The organism is Psychrobacter sp. SZ93C1 (assembly GCF_015864635.1).
GTDB classification, from domain to species: Bacteria; Pseudomonadota; Gammaproteobacteria; order Pseudomonadales; family Moraxellaceae; genus Psychrobacter; species Psychrobacter fozii.
In genome coordinates this window covers 1-20,009 of the sequence record NZ_JADYWY010000016.1, presented here as the reverse complement: position 1 = coordinate 20,009, position 20,009 = coordinate 1, and the positions used below count along the sequence as shown (strand labels likewise).

Here is a 20,009-nt window from a genome sequence, read left to right as displayed (position 1 = left end):
AAGCGCTGAGCATGAGCATTAGCAATCCGCTGAATGCCAGCATTGGCACAGCCACCGATACTGCCACCATCTTCGATGAAGACGCGACAGACGGCACCGTAAACGAGGGCGACAAACCGACTGTTAGCATTACCGCCACTGATTCACAGGCGATTGAAGGAGTGGACAATGTCTTGAGCTACACGGTTGAGCAAGATAATGAAAGTAACTTTGACACCACAGTACAAGTTTCTGTTGATTCTAGCAGTGATATAGAAGCATCCGACATTGCTTCGATTACTTATACCAATTCCTCTGGTAACGTAGTGACCATCACTGGTAGTACTGCCATTCAAGCGGTACTTGATGGCACCACGGTGCTTGACGTCAAAGTACCTACAGGCAGTACAGCTGCACCTATTATCACGGTTACCACCAACAACGATGATATTTATGAAAACAGTGAACAGCTCAGCTTTGTGATCACGAGTGCTGACAATGCAGAGATTGATAGTACCGTTGCCACGGGCAGCATATTAGATGAAGACGCGGCAGATGGTACACCTCAAGAAGGTGATAAACCTACGGCGATCGTTACTGGAGACAGTGTGACTGAGGGCAACGCTCTTGAGTTCACGGTTGATTTAAGCAATGTATCTGAGTCTGATACCACAGTAGCGCTGACGTTAGCGAATGGTACAGCGGTACTGGGTACAGATACTGGCACGCCTGTCGAAGTAAGCTTAGATGGTGGCAACACTTTCAGCACGGTTACTGTTGCTGTAGATGGCACTTTTAGTGTCGATGTTCCAGCCAATAGTACAAATGGTATTATCGTGCGTGTCCCTACGATTGATGACAATATTGATGAACCGAATGAGACTATCACGCTTACAGCAAGTGCAAGCGGACAAGTCACACCAAGTACAGCAATAGGTAACATCATTGACAACGATGACGCACCCATTATTTCGATTGATGGTGCGGTCGTAGTTAATGAAAATGTCGGTACGGTCACTTACACCGTTAGCTTAACCAACCCGTCATCAACTGCTGTGACGGTTGATTATGAGACCAATAATGGTACGGCAACGGCTGGGGCTGATTATGTTGCAAACTCAGGCACCATCACCTTTGCACCAGGTGAGGTAACCAAAACGGTTACGGTTAGCATCACTGACGATAATCTATTTGAAAACTCTGAAAACTATACAATTGCTTTATCCAACGCATCACTGAATGCCAGTATTGATAACACGCAAGCCAGTGTTACTACCGCCATTACTGACAATGATATAGCACCAACCATCACCATTGAAGATACTGACGCAGCCACAACACCACAAGATAACAGCGTGGTTGAAGGCACAGGTAACACTGTGACTGGCGCTATCAGCATCACTAACCCGCAAAGTGTTACGGCTTTAACTATAAATAACACGGATGTGACCACAGCGACTACTGCTAACCCTGTCATTATTAATGGTAGCGAAGGACAACTGGTTATTACTGGTTACAACTCGGCCACAGGCGCGCTCACTTATGCATATACTGAAGATGGTAGTGCCGAAACGCATAATACCGCTGGTGACAATGTATTAGACCAGTTTACCGTCAATCTTACCAACACTGCAGGTGGAACTTCATCTGACACGCTAGATATTCGTATCATTGATACCGCGCCTACTGCCAATCCAGATACCAATAGCCTTACTGAAGAAACAGACAAAGTAACGGGTAACGTGCTTACGGCTACTGGCGCCGCTGCGTCAGATGCTGCCGACAGTTTAGGGGCAGACGCCACACTCGTTACGGCTATAGAGTCAGTAACATCTGCTACGGTAGCGGGTACAGTAGGCGGCGGTACACAAGGCGATTATGGTGTGCTTTCGCTCAATGCAGATGGTAGCTACAGTTATGATCTCGATAACGATGCAGCACAGTATCTTGCTGTAGATGAAAGCTTAACCGAAACGTTCAACTACACCATCACAGATGCTGATGGCGATAGTAGTATGACAACGCTCACCATTACGATCAACGGTACTAATGACAGACCTGTCATCACCAACACCGCTAATGGTAATAATATTATTGAAACAGCTGCCGCAATAACCGAGCAGGCTGATGATATTGCTATTACTCGAACTGGTACCATCAGCTTTACGGATGCTGATGACAGTGATGAGCCGACGATTACTGAACTAGCTGCAGAAAACATCTACGTGTATGATCCAAATAATTCGACCTTTACAGAGATCAATCCATTGTCAGCTGCTCAGAAAGCAGCCTTATCAAGCATATTTACTGCAGAAAATGATGCAGGCAGTTTTGAGGCGGGTAACTGGAGTATTGATGCTGCTGCAACGGTTCTTGACTTCCTTCCTGAAGGAGAAACCATCACTATTCGTTACGCTGTACAAGTTAACGATAATGAAGGTGTTACTACAGCTGCTGATGGTAACGAAATCAGCACTAGTGAAATTCGCTACGTTGAAGTGACCATTATTGGTACCAATGATGGTATTGCACTCGTTAACGACACTAAAACGGTTAAGGAAGATGTCACATTAACTGGTAATATTTTCGATAATGATATCGACGATGTTGACCTCGGAGAAACGCTGACCGTAGAGAGTTATGAGGTTAATGGTACAACAGTTTCAGTCACAGCAGGAACTAATGCTGCAACGGACGTTACAATAGATGGAAACACAATAGGTCAGCTCACAGTCAACAGTGATGGTAGCTATACCTTTGTACCAACGGCAAATTATAGTGGTACTGTTCCAACCATTACCGCTAACGTATCGAACGGTTTACCAGTAGGTGATGCCAGTCGATCTGCAGATTCTGAGACTCTTGATATTACCGTTACTCCAGTTTCAGATAGGCCTACGCTGTCTAGTGTTTCAGTAACGACTAATGAAGACACAACTGTGGCACTAGGGTTAACAGCACCAATTATTTCAGACAGCGTTGATCTTACCAGTAATACAGATGATAGCTCAGAACGTATTGGATTGATCACCTTGAGGAGCGTTCCTACTGGTGTTACTTTGAACTATGGCAGCAGTAGCATTACTGCATCAGGCGGTAATATCACTATTTTGCTTAGTGATGCTAATGTCATTAGCAGTGTTGGTACACCAACCATTAACATGACTACTGCTGAGTTTGAAGCGATGACGCTAACCCCACCTACAGATAGTGCCACTAATATCTCGTTTAGAATGTCTGTTACTGAGTATGAGGTCGATAGTACGGGTGCTATCGTCTCAGGGGTAGCAGGGGTTACTGCCAATATGACCATTAGTGTCAACGTACAAGCAGTAACCGATAGCAGTAACAATAATGGCACTGGCGATGATGTCAGTACCTTTGGCTATACGACAGTGGTAGGTGATACCGGGGTTGTGGCTGGTAGTGCTTATACTATTAGTGCTAAAGAAGGCGAGTATATTAACTTGCCAATCATTACTGCATTTGGTGATTTGGTGTCAGCAGGTAATAGTAGTACAGAAACCTATGGATTCGTTATTAGCGGCTTACAGCCAGATGCTGTTGTCTCATTCACACCTGCTGGTAGCAGTACGGCGACTGAGTATACTGTTGATAGTAATGGTCAGGTATTACTTGGTGTGGATTCTGCGTCACCTACCTCTACTACGTTGGCTGTGAGTGGTAGCTCAGAGCCGAAGATCAGTATTAAGTCAGCCATCTATAATTCACTCGATATGGACAATATTACTGTATCGTTATATACCCAAGACCACGATGCTGATTCGACCCCAGCAAACAAAACGGTTGAGCTAATCAGTACGGTGACGGTTGATATGACAGTAACACCTGTTGCTGGCCAAGTGACTGCAAATAACGTTAGCACTACTGAAGACACAGCAATCACGCTTGATGAGTTTAATTTTGCAGTACTTGATGACGAAGATGGTAGCTCAGCCGTTGCCGAAGTCATCACTGCGATCCAGTTTACCTTGCCAGAAGGTTGGACTTATAGCGATGGTACCACTGAGACAGTAGGTGCGAGTGGCGGTACCCTTATCGTCATTACAGATACCTCTAATCTAAGTGGTTTATCGCTTACGCCGTTGGCGCAATCTTCAACAGATACTGACATTGTTTTTGAGGTAACTAGTGCCGATTTGGATGATGACGGAGGTTTAGGGGCTTCTATTAGTGCAACAACTGAATTGACCCAAACTGTAACAATCACGCCTGTTGCTGAAGTTGTCGGTAGCGATATGGATGGTGATAGCACAATTGACCTAACCATCAATCCGGACCATGTATACACAACAGCGGCGCAAGAAGATGCGGCCTTTAACTTGGGTACTGATGGTGCGTTTAACCTAATAGATGGCTGGTCTAATCAAGATGATTCAATCGATTTTGGAACAGAAAGCCATACCACTGATGCTAATGATTCTGAGCAAACAGAAGCTCACCTAACGTTTGGTAACAAAGATGGCAGTACTTTTACTGCTATCGAAGGGGCTGTATTTACTTATATTGATAGTGCAGGTGTTACGGTTAGTCTGACTGATAGCGGTAGTGGTGTGGATATTCCAGCGGCTTACCTCAATAGCGTAACGGTTACACCGCCTGATGATTATAGCGAATACAATGTGGCGTCCTCTGCTACTACAGCGGTTAAGGTAGAAGCTGTTACTACTGATTATGATGAAGATACCGGTAGTAGTGTGACAGCAACCAGTGGTGAGAGCTACCTGACCTTTACCGTTAAAGGAGTTGCAGATGTTGTCTCGTTGGGCGTTGATCCTGCAACCGGTTTTGAAGATCAAGCAATCGTCGGTAAGAATGAACGTGATGGTACAGTTATGCCAGCTGTTGTCACTCCTGAAGATGGCATTAAGCTAAATATTCGCCCAAGCTCGCGTGATAACGATGGATCAGAAGTTTATAATGTGACTATCGATGATATTCCAGCAGGCGCGCAGCTGTATGTTGATGATAATGGCACCGTAACGCTGTTAGATACTAGCAGTGGTTCAGTGACAATATCAGATTATACCAATGTAGTAGACAACCTATACTTTGTCTCAGCTGAAAACTTTGGTGGTACTGTCAATCTGAAAGTATCTGCAGTGAGTGTGGAAAGTGATGGCAATACCAGCGCGTCTAGTGCGGTACTGAACTTGCCTATTCGTGTTTTCGGTCAAGCCGATCTTATCTTAAATGATGAACTGGCAACCGTTGATGTCAATGGTAAAGCTTACACTTATACTATCGCAGAAGACGTGCTAGATGCCAGTAACCTGATAGCGTTATCAGAGTTTTTCTCTGATGCTGCTGCGATTACGCCGTATGACGTTGATATTCCAGCGACAGAGCAAGTCACTTATAAAGTGACAGGCGTGCCAGTTGGGTTTGATATAACAGGCGCAGTTTTCTTAGGTGGTAGTGGTGAGACTCGTAGCTGGTCTGTGTCTTTAGAGGCTTTACAGGATGGTACAGCTCAACTGGTCACTCCGGATAACTTTGCTGGTGAGATAGACTTTACGATTACTGGTACAACGACTGAAGTTGTCTCTGGTAATAGTGCCACGCATGATACTCAAAGCATATCCATCGTGGTTACGCCTGATGCAGCCGATGGTGTGGTCAATGATCCACAAGTGCTAGCAGTCGAAGATACCTGGACGACTGTTAACTTCCTCGCTGCTTTCACCAGTAGTGATACCACAGACTCAGCCGATAGTGCTATTGGTTATGAAGCACTAGAAACCATCATACTAGATGCTAAAGTTTTAATAGATGCAGACATCGCGTTGCGTGTTGATAATGTTGAGGTCACGCTAGTAGACGGCGAAATCTATACCTATGATGCAGATCAAGTCATCGAAATTATGTACGATGATGATAAGCGTCATAGCGATGCCAATGTCACGATACCTTTTGATTACACTTATACTGATACGGCGTCATTAGCGGATAACTCGACGATTAGTAGCACATCGATAACGGGCCGTGCCAATATCGACGTTACTTTCCAAGCAGTGACGGATGCGCCTAGTATTGAATTAGATGTAACTGACAATACTATCGTTATTAGCAGTGCTAATGATGATAATGCTGAGGTTATTGTGTCGCTATCGTCAGATGATCAAGATGGCTCAGAGTCATTTACGCGCTTGGAAATAACAGATGTGCCTGCTGGTATTATCGTAGAGGGTGGCATCTTATCAGGTGGTACGTGGTATGTGGATGTTCCAGATCCAGCGATCACTGGTCCCACTGCACCAAGCTATACGCTCCAACTCACCCGCGATCCAAATACCGCCAATATTCCTGAGGGCGATTTCACAGTGACTGTCACTGGTATTACTCAAGATATTAACGGAGTAGGATTGAGCGGTAGTGAAGCACGTGTACCTAATACCTTTGTGCTCAATTTAGATAGAGATGGTACAGGTGAGAATCCTATCGATCCTGATTTGATTGCGACGCTTGAGACTGTACCGCCACTGTCTCAGACAGAAGATGGTACTGTTATATTGTCTGATGTGATAAACGCGACACTTAAAGCGGCTACAGAAACCACGGTAAGCTCTTACACTTTCTCATTAACTGATTTACCCGATGGTGTCTTGTTGAGCAGTACAAACGCAGCTGTCACGGTGCAAAAAATCGGCGGTCAATGGTTAATAAGTGTTGATAATGCTAATGGTCTAACACCCAATGAGGCGCTAGCTGCTGTGACGTTGACACCACCTGCAGACTTCAGCACCAATGATACTTCTGATGTTAATCAGAACCTGAATTTTGGGGTAGAGTTTACAGCCTTGAACAATCAAGGGTTGAAAACCAGTGATGATATCGATGTCAGTGTCGAAATTAAACCCGTCACAGACCCAATCAATAACGATGGCGAGACGACAACGGTTTCAACAGATGAAGACACCTCTGTCGCTATTAATATCAATTTGACCAATGATGCCGATGGTGACTATGTTTCTCTCGTCGATGGTAAGCTTTATTTGCAACTCGATGAGACTGGCCTAACCAATGTTAATAGCACCACTGGTGTATTGACTGACAGTACTGGCACGGCATTAGTTGCCGTTACTTTAGCAGATGGAGAGGTAGGTAGTATTCCGGCTGGTACGTATTACGTGGTAGATGTCGCAGACACAGACGCCACCATTGATGGTGTGAACCCTGCTGATAGCATCACCGTTAACTATACCCCTGCCGCCGACGAAGACGGCACGGCTATTGTCAAGGTCTATACAACGCACACAGAGGTCAACAATATCAGTGGCCATGATAGCGGGACACTGACCTATGAGCACAGCTATGACATTACGGTTGCGGCGCAGCCTGACAACTTGGCAATCACTTATGATGGTGTAGATGCAATAGCAACTGGCGATGAAGATACCAAAATTCCGATAGATTACAAAATAAATGCTGTTGATGAAAATGATACGGCTGCTGCGATTACGCTTGATGAAGTGCCTAATGGTTATTTGGTATATTACACCAATACATCCGGCGACGTGGTGCTAGCCAGCAATAATGGTGACTCAGATGGCAATGGCAACAATGCATGGTCAATTGACACCAGTAAACTGGCAAATGTTAATAGCGGTGCCACAGGTGAGACGGATAATATCTTTATTGCACCTCCTGCCGATGTCAGTGGAGTCGTTACTGGTATTGAGATGGCAGTAATTAATAATAGCGGTATGGCCAGTGATCCATTAATTATAGATCTTGATGTGACGCCTGTTGCTGACGATATCACATTCGATCCATCTACTTTACTGGGTTCACAAGGACAATGGACCACACTAAACCTGAATGCCGACATGGTAGATGTGGATGGTAGTGAAACGGTTAGTATTATCGTTTCTGGTGCTAGTCTGTATGGTGATGTACTAGAACTCACGACCAGCGATGGCACTGCGCTTGATGTAACATGGACGGCGCCTAGTGGGACAGAGCCAGGATTTTATGTGATATCAGGCGTTCCATATACAAGCGTCAATAGCTTACTTGTGAGGTCGGCGACCTCTTATATTGGGCCTTTGGATATCACCTTGCAAACAGTCGAAACTGCGAATGGCGATACTTTGACTACAGCAACAGGTACGATCCAGATTGATGTAAAACCGACGTTAGTTTTCAATGGCACCACTGAAGATGATGTCTTGATTTCAGTCAATCAAACGGCGGCGCTTAAATATTCTGGTGGTGCTGGTAATGACACCTTTATCGGTGGTAGTGGTAAAGACACCCTAAATGGCGATGCCGGAGATGACATCCTGACGGGTAACGCTGGCAATGATACGATTACTGGTGGCGGTGGTAACGACACTATTAGTGGCGGCACAGGTAACGATACCCTCAACGGTGGTGCTGGTGTGGATACTATTGACGGTGGTGAAGGTAATGATACTATTAATGGCGGTGCAGGTGATGATGTTATTAATGGTGGTGAAGGGAATGATACGATCAGTGGCGGTGCAGATGCTGATACGATAGATGGCGGTGCGGGTAATGACACCATCGTGTTTGATGCTGCTGACCTACTCATCAATGGTGGCGATGGCAGTGACACACTCCTGATTACTGATACTAGTATAAATTTTGGTAGCTTTGACTCATCAGTGCTTGATAACTTTGAAGTTCTCGATATAACAGGCAATGGCGCGCAATCATTGACCAATCTGAGCACTAGTGATGTCATTAACGTGACCGATAGCAATAATCAGCTATTCGTCAGTGGTGATAATAACGATCAAATATCATTAACATCGGAGTTTGTGAAGCAGCAAACGTCAGATCAAGCTGGATATAACCTGTATCAAAGTACGACGGACTCAAGCGTTGCACTATATATTGATACAGATATCACTACGACGGTAATCTAGTTGCACTGATTAACAGGCACTTGCTTTAATATCTATTCGTTAACTAAATGTAAAAAAGCCATAATTCATTATGGCTTTTTTATTATGTCGTGTTTGATATCGTTGGTTAGAGGGAGTCTGGACTAGATATAAGGCAACTGATTACAAGTGATATATTAGTGTGATTGGCGAGGCGAGTTTAACACCGCAGTGATTTTATTATGGACAGGTTATATATATATCTATTATTACTTAGTAAGCGGTTTGATAGGCGTAATAGGATAGTCACCATTGGACGGTGGTGAGGTAGTATCCGTTTTACTCTGAGGTTGTTGCTCAGAGGTTACGGCCGCTGGCTTTGGTACAGAATTGGGTATCGACTGCGAGCCTAACGTATTTGTTCGCTGTTGCTCAATCTGTTGTTGATTGCGTTTTTTGACTTCGTCAATCAGTTTGGCCATTTGCTCGCTGTCTTTATCGATCTCTGTATCTAACGATTCGTACTCCTTGGTTTTTTTGAGTGTGTATTCAGGTGTGCTGTCTTGATTGTCTATGGTGGATTTTAGGCGAGTTTGATTCTCATCAGAGAGTGCTTGTTCTGCTCTCAAGTTGTCATTAGTTTTTGGTGTATTATTTTGAGTCGATGATGGTTTTTTTATAGCAGCCGTGTTTTTAGTAGCGGTACTTTTAGTAGCGACATTATTGTTGGTGACGGCTGCCGTTTTAGCATTGTCAGATGATGCTTGTTTTGATATTGCTCCAGATTGTGTCGTTGCTTTTTCCTTAGTATCGGCTGTTACTGTTTCATCAGATGCTGATAAGGGTGGTTTTTCGATTGTTTCTACGATAGATAGCGACTCTGAAGACTCAAGTACAGATGTTGAGTCAGTCGATTTTGAGGTGTTGTCATCAAAAACAGTGAAGTAGATGATGATAGCTATCAAAATGTGTAGCAGCACAGCTAGCACAATGGCGAGCATTGATCTGTCTTTTGGTTTGGTAGGCGGGGTAGGTGATGGCAAGCGTTGTGTCATAGTTTTTGATCCCCACATTGAAACTAAATATTGGACATTAGTTAACTTGTTCTAAAGTTTTATCGTCAGGTCTTTTTGGAGTTATATGCCCTATAGATACGTGCTCAATTAATATGATGGTTTAGTTATCTATAGACATGGTATAAACTACAGCGTAATGATAGCAATAATACTTAGCAAATAATGACAGACTTCCGCTTGTAAAGCATTGCAATTCTTTATTTTATTAAAGTAGGACTGAGCCAAACTAAATGAAAGTTTATTATTATGACCCATTGAAAAGAGGGCTGCCCCATATGGTAGTTGTAGCAATACGTAGGTACTATGGCGTGGCATTCAGTCTGTTGCTAATGTCGCTATCGAGTACAGCATTCGCAGAATCTGATGGTTACATGAATACGCTTATTAGCCAAGCCATCCAGACCCACCCTTTAGTTGGTTCAGCACGTGCAGAGCAACAAGCAACCACAGAGAGTATACGCGCAGCGAAGCTCAATATGTTGCCCGAGCCCAGCGTTTCATCAGGTTATGATAACGATGATGGCCAGATATCGCAGTTACAAATACGCCAGTCATTATGGACAGGTGGTAAGCTGACTGCCGATATTAACCAAGCGATATTTGATGACAAGGCGGCAACAGAAACGGTCTACGAAAAACAAAACGAAGTCGCCAAAACCACGATTGAAGCATGGCAAAGCTATATGACAGCTGTCTCTCAACAGCAGGTCTACTATGACAATCTGCAGTTATTGGCAGAGTTTGAGGAAATGATGAAACGCCGTGTGAGTCAAGGTGTTTCAGCCCGTATCGACATGGATTTGGTGGCTAACCGTATTTTACAGGAGCAGAACTCCTATCAAGGTACGGTTGAGCAGCAGCGTATTGCCATCGCGAGATTACAGCAAATTACTGGTCGTAGAATATCAGCTAACGAACTGCCCGCACAGAATTTAACTGAGCTCGTTGGCCGTGCTAAGAGCTATTCGCAAGATTTTGAAAAAATGGCCTTCGATCAAGCTAGCTTTTATAATCCTACAGTCGTCAAAGAACAGTATCAAGTCGAGGCTGCCAAGCAAGGGGTCAAGTCTCAGCAGTCCTCTAGCTATCCGACCTTATATGCGCAATATGCGTATGACTATTATCACGAGGATAACAACAATAGTGAAGGTGCGTTTTCAGTGGGGCTTAGCTACAATCCTGGTGCAGGATTTTCTAGCTTAGCACTAGCAAGGGCATCAGCTTCTCGGGTTAATAGTTTAGAGCAGTCAAAAGAGGCGTCAAGGCGACTTGTGCTCGAAACCATACAGACGCAATATCAGCAATTCGCCAGTGCAAAAGATCAAGAGCGTTCGTTGATTGCAGCCGTTGCAGGCGCGCAGATTGTTGTCAGCTCTTATCGCCGTCAGTTCATTGCGGGTCGAAAATCTTGGCTAGAAGTCCTCAACGCGGTACGTGAGCATTCTCAATATCAAGCACAGCTGGTTGAGATTCAAACCTCTATTATCGCCGCTTACTATAAGCTACAAGTTGATTTTGGTCTGATGTCTTGGCAACAGTATGGCAAGAGCCGTGAGTCACAATCGCTATATAGACCCCTAGATCCTGTTAAGAACTGGCTAAAGAGTCAAGAGAGTACAACGCTGCGAACAGAGAGCTCTGTCACACAGCCTATCATTATGAAAGATAAAGACATGGTGACGTATCCTATTGACGATTCTTATGATGCCTATGATTATCCTAGTAGCAGCGGTAGTAATACAGGGCTGCTAACGGATATTCCATAAGCGGCTGGCAAGCCACCTACTCATATTCATAAGCCATCATAGACAATTGTTTTTACGCATTCGTTTTACGCATTGTTTCATTATTTATTATCAGTTTAATCCATGGGATATATTTATCATGAGCACACCGGTTCCAGCTTCTAATGACAAAACATCGGATAGTGAGCTGATGGCAGATGCTACAACACAACTATCGATAACAACGCCCAATGATCCTCTAGATACACATGCATTATCATTGGCAGACGCATTACGTACCTTGCTAACAGAGCAAGGTTATCCTATCGATAATGTCAGATTGCAGGGTGTTATCTATCAGCAGCCAAGCATATCAACGCTTTCAGACATTATTCAAGTATTAGGACAGTTAGGTATTGAGCAATTACCTGAGTCTCTACCTGTACCCGACGCCGCGTTTTTGCCATTATTGGCCCTGCATCCTACACAAGGTTGGGGTATCATTCAGCAACTTAATCCGCAAGGAAAATGGGATTTTAAGCAGTTTGATAATGTTACCGCACATGCAGGGACTGATTTTGTGCATTCGTTGCGGGTTCGTTTAGAGGAAGAGCCTAGCAAACGCAAACAATCCTCATTTGATCAGCTACTCAAAAAAGACCTCAAAAACTACCGCGGTATCATCGTCGAAGCAGTGGTCGCCTCATTTTTGATTAACATGCTGGCGCTCGCTGTGTCGCTGTTTTCCATGCAGGTCTATGACCGAGTGATTCCGACGCGTAGTGAGTACACCCTAATTATCTTGGCAAGCGGTGTAGGACTGGTCATCTTATTCGAAACTTTTATGAAGTTTGCGCGCTCAAAGATTATGGACAAAGTTGTGGTCAATCTTGATCAGTACCTATCACGTGAGGTGTTTCAGCGCTTATTAAATGTACGTATTGATCAGATGCCAGGATCGGTCGGCTCGATGGCGGCGCAGCTTCGTGGCTACGAACAAGTCCGAGGGTTTTATACCGCCAGTACTTTGTTTGGTCTCGTCGATATACCGATGTCCATTATTTTTGTGTCTTTGATTGTCGTGATCGGTAATCCGTTAGTGGCTCTGGTACCTATCATAGCGGCAATAATAGCCATTATATTGGGTTTGAGTGCCCGCAAAAAAATCGACAGTATCGCATCGATTGGCGCATCAGCCTCTTATCGTAAGACAGGTATTTTGGTTGAGACGGTAGAGGGTGTTGAGACCATTAAGGCAGGCGCAGGCAATTGGAAGTTTCTGTCGCGCTGGCTAGATGTGATGAATATCACGACCAAAAACGATCTAGATATGAAGCATGCTAACGATAATCTCAGTTATTTATCGCAGATGATTCAGCAGACCAGTTATGTCGGCATTGTCATTGTTGGCTCATTTGTGGTGATGTCTGGTGACATGACGATGGGTGGCTTGATAGCGTGTTCTATTTTGGGCGGGCGTATTTTAGCACCGGTCATGAGCATTCCAGGATTGTTAGTGCAAGCTTCACATGCCAAAGCAGCTAAGCTTAATATTGAGCAGCTGTTTTCACTGCAGCAGGACAACCATGGTGTCAGTCATCCACTGTCACCTAGCCGGATTGCTGGTAACTTTATTCTAGATAAAGTCACCTTTAACTATCAAAACAATGACCAACCAGCACTGGCTATCAATAAGCTTAATGTCAAAGCAGGCGAGCGAATTGCCGTACTGGGGCCAATTGGTTCTGGTAAATCAACGCTGCTCAAAGTGCTATCAGGGTTATATGCGCCAACGCAAGGTCGTATATTGTTAGATGGTCTGGATATCCAGCAGATTAGTCGTGAGTCAATGAGTGAGCAGCTCGGTTATCTACAACAAGACCACAGGCTATTTGAAGGCACATTGCGCGAAAATCTGTTGATTGGACTGCCTGCACCTAGCGATGATGTCATGCGTGATGCTCTTATCAAGACGGGTTTAATAAAACTTGTGGCCAGTCACTCTAGCGGTTTGGATTTGCCGATTAGTGAAGGTGGCAAAGGACTGTCAGGTGGGCAAAAGCAATTGGTTGCCTTCACTCGTCTGCTATTAACCAAGCCTTCTATACTACTCATGGATGAACCAACAGCATCGATGGACAATCGCCAAGAGTTGCAGTGTATTGACGTCCTCAGAAAAGAGTTTGGAGAAGGCCAAACTTTGATTGTTGCTACCCATAAAATGCCTCTTTTGCAGTTGGTTGATCGCATCATTATTATGGACAATCAACAAATCGTCATGGATGGCCCCAAAGCACAAGTGTTAGAAAAATTACAAGGTAACGATACACAGCAAAAAGCAAATCAAACCTCCATTAAAGTCAGTAAACCTAAAGTGACAGTCATTAGTAATAAAAAGACGTCAGCGAGCGGTAATGACAATAGCGATAACAGCGACAATCTAGGAAACGACCATGAATAACTATCAGCATAAAACTCATGATCCGAAAGTTGGGCGCACACGCATTATTATTTGGGGCGCTTTAATCGGAATTGTAGTACTAATTGTCTGGGCATACTTTGCTCAAATCGATCAAGTAACCAGAGCTTCTGCTACGGTCATTGCTAGCGCTCGTACGCAAGACATTCAAGCAGCTGAAGGTGGCGTGCTGACTGACATATTAGTCAAAGAAGGCGAAGAAGTTGAGAAAGGTCAGCTGCTAGTCAGACTGGAAGAAGAGCGTGCACAAGCAGCAGTGGCCAACTCGGGATCAAAAATCGCTGCATTAAAAGCGAAAATAGCACGATTAGAAGCTGAAATATTTGAACGACCACTGGTTTTCCCAGAAGGTATCAAAAATTATAGCGAATATATCGAAAACCAAACGCAGCTATATAATCGTCGTCGCCAAGCGATCGATCAAGACGTTAACTCATTACAGAGAATGATGGTACTGGCACAACAAGAACTGAGTATGAATGAGCCACTATTAACCTATGGTGATGTCAGTCAAGCCGATGTGATTAAGTTGCGCCGGCAAGTTGCTGAGATTCAGGCGCAGATTACCAACAAGCGCAACAAGTACTTTGAGGAAGCGCAGTCAGAGATGACTAAGTCGCAAGAAGAGCTAGATGTTGAGCTTGAGCAGTTGCGCGATCATTCACAAGTGCTAGAAGAGAAAAACCTATTCGCTCCTACAGATGGTAAGGTCAATAATATTCTTATTACCACTATTGGTGGTGTTGTGAAGCCCGGTGAGATTATCATGGAGATACTACCAACCAGTAGTGATCTTATCGTTGAGGCAAAGGTAAGTCCGGCAGATATTGCTTATGTTAAAGAGCAACAGGCTGCTAGTGTCAAGCTGGACGCTTATGATTATTCTATCTTTGGTGCAATGAATGGTAATGTGATCTATATCAGCCCTGATACTCTAATGGAGCAGACGCCTAAAGGGGAAGAGCCTTATTATCGCGTGCAGATAAAAATCACAGGTGCTGAGTTTGCCGGTCGCCGTGAAGAGATTGTGATTAAGCCAGGTATGACGGCTTCCGTTGATATCAAAGCGCAAGAGCGCTCTGTATTGTCTTATCTGACCAAACCTATTACCAAGACGTTCTCAGAGGGCTTAGGCGAGCGCTAAGAGCCATTATAGATAAATCTTAATCTAGTAAAGTACTTGTTTAATCTAAAAGCTACGATACCAACGTGTATCGTAGCTTTTTTTTGTATTCAAAACTTTCCAAGATATCTTTATTTTTTAATATTGCTAACTGCTAACTGCTAACTGCTAACTGCTAACTGCTAATGAAAAGAAATGTAATAATTAATCCTATGACAGATATTGTCTTTATTGCAGCTCTATTATATATTTATATAGAAACTGTTTATTTATGATTTATTTATATTTGAATATATCTATTGCTAATAGAATTAATATTTAATGTAATTTATTGTTAATAAATTTTATGTATAAGAATGATTATTCTAAAAATATTTCGCATTATTTTATAATCCTATTTTATGTATATAATAATGATATTTATTCTCATTAAAAAATGTATATTTAGTAATTTCTATTTAATAAGGAGAGAATGCTATGGAAAGAAGAACAATATTATTATCGGTTGCATTCTTTGTAACTCTCGGCCTAACAGGCTGTCAGACCATAAAAGAAAATCAGAAATTAATTCTCTCTAATAGTAAGATCAAAACCAATTTAAAAACCCCTTACCAATTATTTCAAGTAATGCCTGATGATTCCTTAAAAGAAATGGAAAGTAGAATCGTCTTTTTCCGCAATGCAAAGAATAACGACCCATTAAGCAATATCAATCCAAGTAATATAAATATAAGCATGGGACCTAATAAGGTATTTCAAGTGAGCCTGACAAACGGACACTATTCAGATCTTAGGGTATGCAACGGTTTGCAGCTTATTAATGCCAAAGTGTTAAATGAACAAACTGGCAAAATCACTGCTTACTCTAAACAGTATCAACTTGATCCCCAAACGACAACTTATCTACAAGTTGCTGCGTCAAAAGAGAGTGGTCCTATCATCCATAAAATTCCAACTGATGAAGCATTGTTACTTTTGAAGAAGAGTACTCGTCAAACCCATCAGATTAGCCGAGTGTTATCAGACTGTAATATTTAGAATTTAGCACCGATAAAAATACATTTAGCTGTTTGTTGAAAGTAAACAAACAAATAAAAAATAATTATAATTTACATTTTTTTAAAACCATTTTTCTGTAGTGGATTTCTATGGAATAGAAGCTGCTTTATAGATATAAGGCAGAAAATAGATACATTAAAAAATACATAGCGCTGTTTGTATATTTGAAAAAACGAATAAATAGAAAATCGCGATTTTATATTGATATTTCTTTGACTTAGAATTAATTAAGGATGATGTTATGAATACGATAGTTGTCAAAGTAAGTGACCAAATACAAACCATTTCTGAGCACAAAGTTATTACGCAGGACGGCAAAACTACAATAATAAAAGCCACCGATAAAGTGAACTACGAACTTCTTGACGAATCAACGGGGTATGCCCCACATGATGTTGTGACTAAGCGAGTAAATAACGATCTTCACGTTTCTTTTGAAGAAAATAGCGAAAACGCCGACCTTATCATGGAAGGGTTTTATGATGATATTGATAATGCGCTTATGGGTATCGCTGAAGATGGTAATTACTACTATTACGTCCCCAATACTGGTGCAGTAGCAGATTTCGTCACTGAATTGCAATTGGGTGAAGTACAAGGTCAAGCGTTGGGTGGAGAGGGATATGCTACGCCTTGGTGGGTAGGTGCGACAGAATTTGAAGGTTTTGGTGCATTACCATGGCTAGCTGGATTGGCGGGTCTTGGATTAGCAGGCGCAGCACTTTCTGGTGGCGGTTCTGGCGGCGATTCTAGTACTGGCGACAGCACCGCACCAGCTGCGCCAATCATTGATGCGATCACAGGCGACGACATTGTTAATGGCACTGAAGCTGCTGCAGGATTTACCATCACAGGTACTGGTACAGCAGGTGACACCATCACCTTAACTAATGAAGCAGGCGATCCAATAGGGTCGCCAGTGACCGTTGGTACAGATGGCACGTGGAGTGTGGCTGTGACTCAAGCAGACGTCACTGCAATAGGTGAAGGCGCAGAGCAACTAACCGTGACTGCAACCGATCCTGCTGGTAACGTTAGTCCCCCTGCGATCAAAGACATCAGTGTGGATACTGTGGCGCCAGATGCACCAACTATTGAAATTAATGAAAATGGTACTGAGATTGTTGGTATAGGCGAACCTAATTCAACTATTACAATCGATACTAATGGTGATGGTGTACCTGATTACACTGCTGAAGTAGACAACAATGGTGACTATGTCATTGATACTAGCGAAACACCATTAATTGATGGCGAAACAGTAACAGCAACGGTTATTGATTCTGCAGGTAATGAGAGTGATTCAATTAGCATCACTGTACCAGAAATAGATGACGCCGATGCCGATGCTGACGCCGATGCCGATGCCGATGCCGATGCCGATGCTGATGCTGATGCTGATGCTGATGCTGATGCTGATGCTGATGCTGATGCTGATGCTGATGCTGATGCTGATGCTGATGCTGATGCTGATGCTGATGCTGATGCTGATGCTGATGCTGATGCTGATGCTGATGCTGATGCTGATGCTGATGCTGATGCTGATGCTGATGCTGATGCTGATGCTGATGCTGATGCTGATGCTGATGCTGATGCTGATGCTGATGCTGATGCTGATGCTGATGCTGATGCTGATGCTGATGCTGATGCTGATGCTGATGCTGATGCTGATGCTGATGCTGATGCTGATGCTGATGCTGATGCTGATGCTGATGCTGATGCTGATGCTGATGCTGATGCTGATGCTGATGCTGATGCTGATGCTGATGCTGATGCTGATGCTGATGCTGATGCTGATGCTGATGCTGATGCTGATGCTGATGCTGATGCTGATGCTGATGCTGATGCTGATGCTGATGCTGATGCTGATGCTGATGCTGATGCTGATGCTGATGCTGATGCTGATGCTGATGCTGATGCTGATGCTGATGCTGATGCTGATGCTGATGCTGATGCTGATGCTGATGCTGATGCTGATGCTGATGCTGATGCTGATGCTGATGCTGATGCTGATGCTGATGCTGATGCTGATGCTGATGCTGATGCTGATGCTGATGCTGACGCTGACGCTGACGCTGACGCTGATGCTGATGCTGATGCTGACGCTGATGCTGACGCTGACGCTGACGCTGACGCTGACGCTGACGCTGACGCTGACGCTGACGCTGACGCTGATGCTGATGCTGACGCTGATGCTGACGCTGACGCTGACGCTGATGCTGATGCTGACGCTGACGCTGACGCTGACGCTGACGCTGACGCTGACGCTGACGCTGACGCTGACGCTGACGCTGACGCTGACGCTGACGCTGACGCTGACGCTGACGCTGACGCTGACGCTGACGCTGACGCTGACGCTGACGCTGACGCTGACGCTGACGCTGACGCTGACGCTGACGCTGACGCTGACGCTGACGCTGACGCTGACGCTGACGCTGACGCTGACGCTGACGCTGACGCTGACGCTGACGCTGACGCTGACGCTGACGCTGACGCTGACGCTGACGCTGACGCTGACGCTGACGCTGACGCTGACGCTGACGCTGACGCTGACGCTGACGCTGACGCTGACGCTGACGCTGACGCTGACGCTGACGCTGACGCTGACGCTGACGCTGACGCTGACGCTGACGCTGACGCTGACGCTGACGCTGACGCTGACGCTGACGCTGACGCTGACGCTGACGCTGACGCTGACGCTGACGCTGACGCTGACGCTGACGCTGACGCTGACGCTGACGCTGACGCTGACGCTGACGCTGACGCTGACGCTGACGCTGACGCTGACGCTGACGCTGACGCTGACGCTGACGCTGACGCTGACGCTGACGCTGACGCTGACGCTGACGCTGACGCTGACGCTGACGCTGACGCTGACGCTGACGCTGACGCTGACGCTGACGCTGACGCTGACGCTGACGCTGACGCTGACGCTGACGCTGACGCTGACGCTGACGCTGACGCTGACGCTGACGCTGACGCTGACGCTGACGCTGACGCTGACGCTGACGCTGACGCTGACGCTGACGCTGACGCTGACGCTGACGCTGACGCTGACGCTGACGCTGACGCTGACGCTGACGCTGACGCTGATGCTGATGCTGATGCTGATGCTGACGCTGATGCTGACGCTGATGCTGACGCTGACGCTGACGCTGATGCTGACGCTGATGCTGACGCTGACGCTGACGCTGATGCTGATGCTGATGCTGACGCTGATGCTGACGCTGACGCTGACGCTGACGCTGACGCTGATGCTGATGCTGACGCTGACGCTGACGCTGATGCTGATGCTGATGCTGATGCTGACGCCCCCATCATCGATGCTGTCACAGGTGACGACATTATTAACGGCATTGAAGCTGAAGCGGGCTTTACCGTCACTGGCACCGGCACTGCAGGTGACACCATCACCTTAACCAATGAAGCGGGTGTTCAGATCGGTCAACCTGCAATAGTGGATATCGATGGTAATTGGAGTGTGGCAGTGGTTGCTGCTGATGTGGCAGCCATGGGCGAAGGAGCAGAGCAACTAACCGCCACGGCAACCGACCCTGTTGGTAACCTCAGTACCCCTGCAACCAAAGACATCAGTGTAGACAGCACGGCACCAACGGCGCCAGTGATTGACAGCTTTGACGGCACGATCGTGGTTGGAACCGCCGAAGCGGGCAGCACCGTTGACATCTTAGATGC

At 45.0% G+C, this 20,009-nt stretch carries 8 protein-coding genes and 1 pseudogene; 8 read left to right on the top strand and 1 reads right to left on the bottom strand.

Annotation, left to right across the window (positions count from 1 at the left end; all coding sequences use genetic code 11):
• Positions 1-11: 11 nt before the first annotated feature.
• The gene (locus I6E83_RS14545; RefSeq protein WP_197102958.1) at positions 12-8,894 is read left to right on the top strand and encodes a Calx-beta domain-containing protein; all 8,883 of its coding nucleotides are present in this window, start codon (positions 12-14) and stop codon (positions 8,892-8,894) included.
• Between the two features lie 227 nt (positions 8,895-9,121).
• Here I6E83_RS14545 and I6E83_RS14540 read toward each other — a convergent pair whose 3' ends face one another.
• Entirely contained in the window at positions 9,122-9,907 is a 786-nt protein-coding gene (locus tag I6E83_RS14540) for a hypothetical protein (protein WP_197102957.1), read from the bottom strand.
• A 296-nt stretch (positions 9,908-10,203) separates the two neighbouring features.
• Here I6E83_RS14540 and I6E83_RS14535 point away from each other — a divergent pair, with 296 nt between their 5' ends.
• The 7 genes and pseudogenes from I6E83_RS14535 to I6E83_RS14950 all read left to right on the top strand — a co-directional run.
• Positions 10,204-11,694: a TolC family protein gene (locus I6E83_RS14535; RefSeq protein ID WP_227680973.1), complete on the top strand. Its 1,491-nt coding sequence runs from the start codon at positions 10,204-10,206 to the stop codon at positions 11,692-11,694.
• A 118-nt stretch (positions 11,695-11,812) separates the two neighbouring features.
• Positions 11,813-14,113, top strand: coding sequence for a type I secretion system permease/ATPase (locus tag I6E83_RS14530; RefSeq protein ID WP_197102956.1), 2,301 nt, complete (start codon positions 11,813-11,815; stop codon positions 14,111-14,113).
• Positions 14,106-15,275, top strand: coding sequence for an HlyD family efflux transporter periplasmic adaptor subunit (locus I6E83_RS14525; RefSeq protein WP_197102955.1), 1,170 nt, complete (start codon positions 14,106-14,108; stop codon positions 15,273-15,275). The genes I6E83_RS14530 and I6E83_RS14525 overlap by 8 nt, the downstream gene beginning before the upstream one ends.
• A gap of 456 nt (positions 15,276-15,731) precedes the next feature.
• Complete coding sequence (locus I6E83_RS14520) at positions 15,732-16,292, top strand: hypothetical protein (protein ID WP_197102954.1); 561 nt, start codon at positions 15,732-15,734, stop codon at positions 16,290-16,292.
• A 262-nt stretch (positions 16,293-16,554) separates the two neighbouring features.
• Positions 16,555-17,601 (top strand): annotated as a pseudogene (locus I6E83_RS14995) (Ig-like domain-containing protein); the annotation flags it as partial.
• A 43-nt stretch (positions 17,602-17,644) separates the two neighbouring features.
• Positions 17,645-19,732, top strand: coding sequence for a hypothetical protein (locus I6E83_RS14905; RefSeq protein ID WP_320158397.1), 2,088 nt, complete (start codon positions 17,645-17,647; stop codon positions 19,730-19,732).
• Positions 19,630-20,009 (top strand): Ig-like domain-containing protein (locus tag I6E83_RS14950; protein ID WP_320158399.1); only part of this gene is annotated, 380 nt, incomplete at its 3' end. The genes I6E83_RS14905 and I6E83_RS14950, both read left to right, overlap by 103 nt.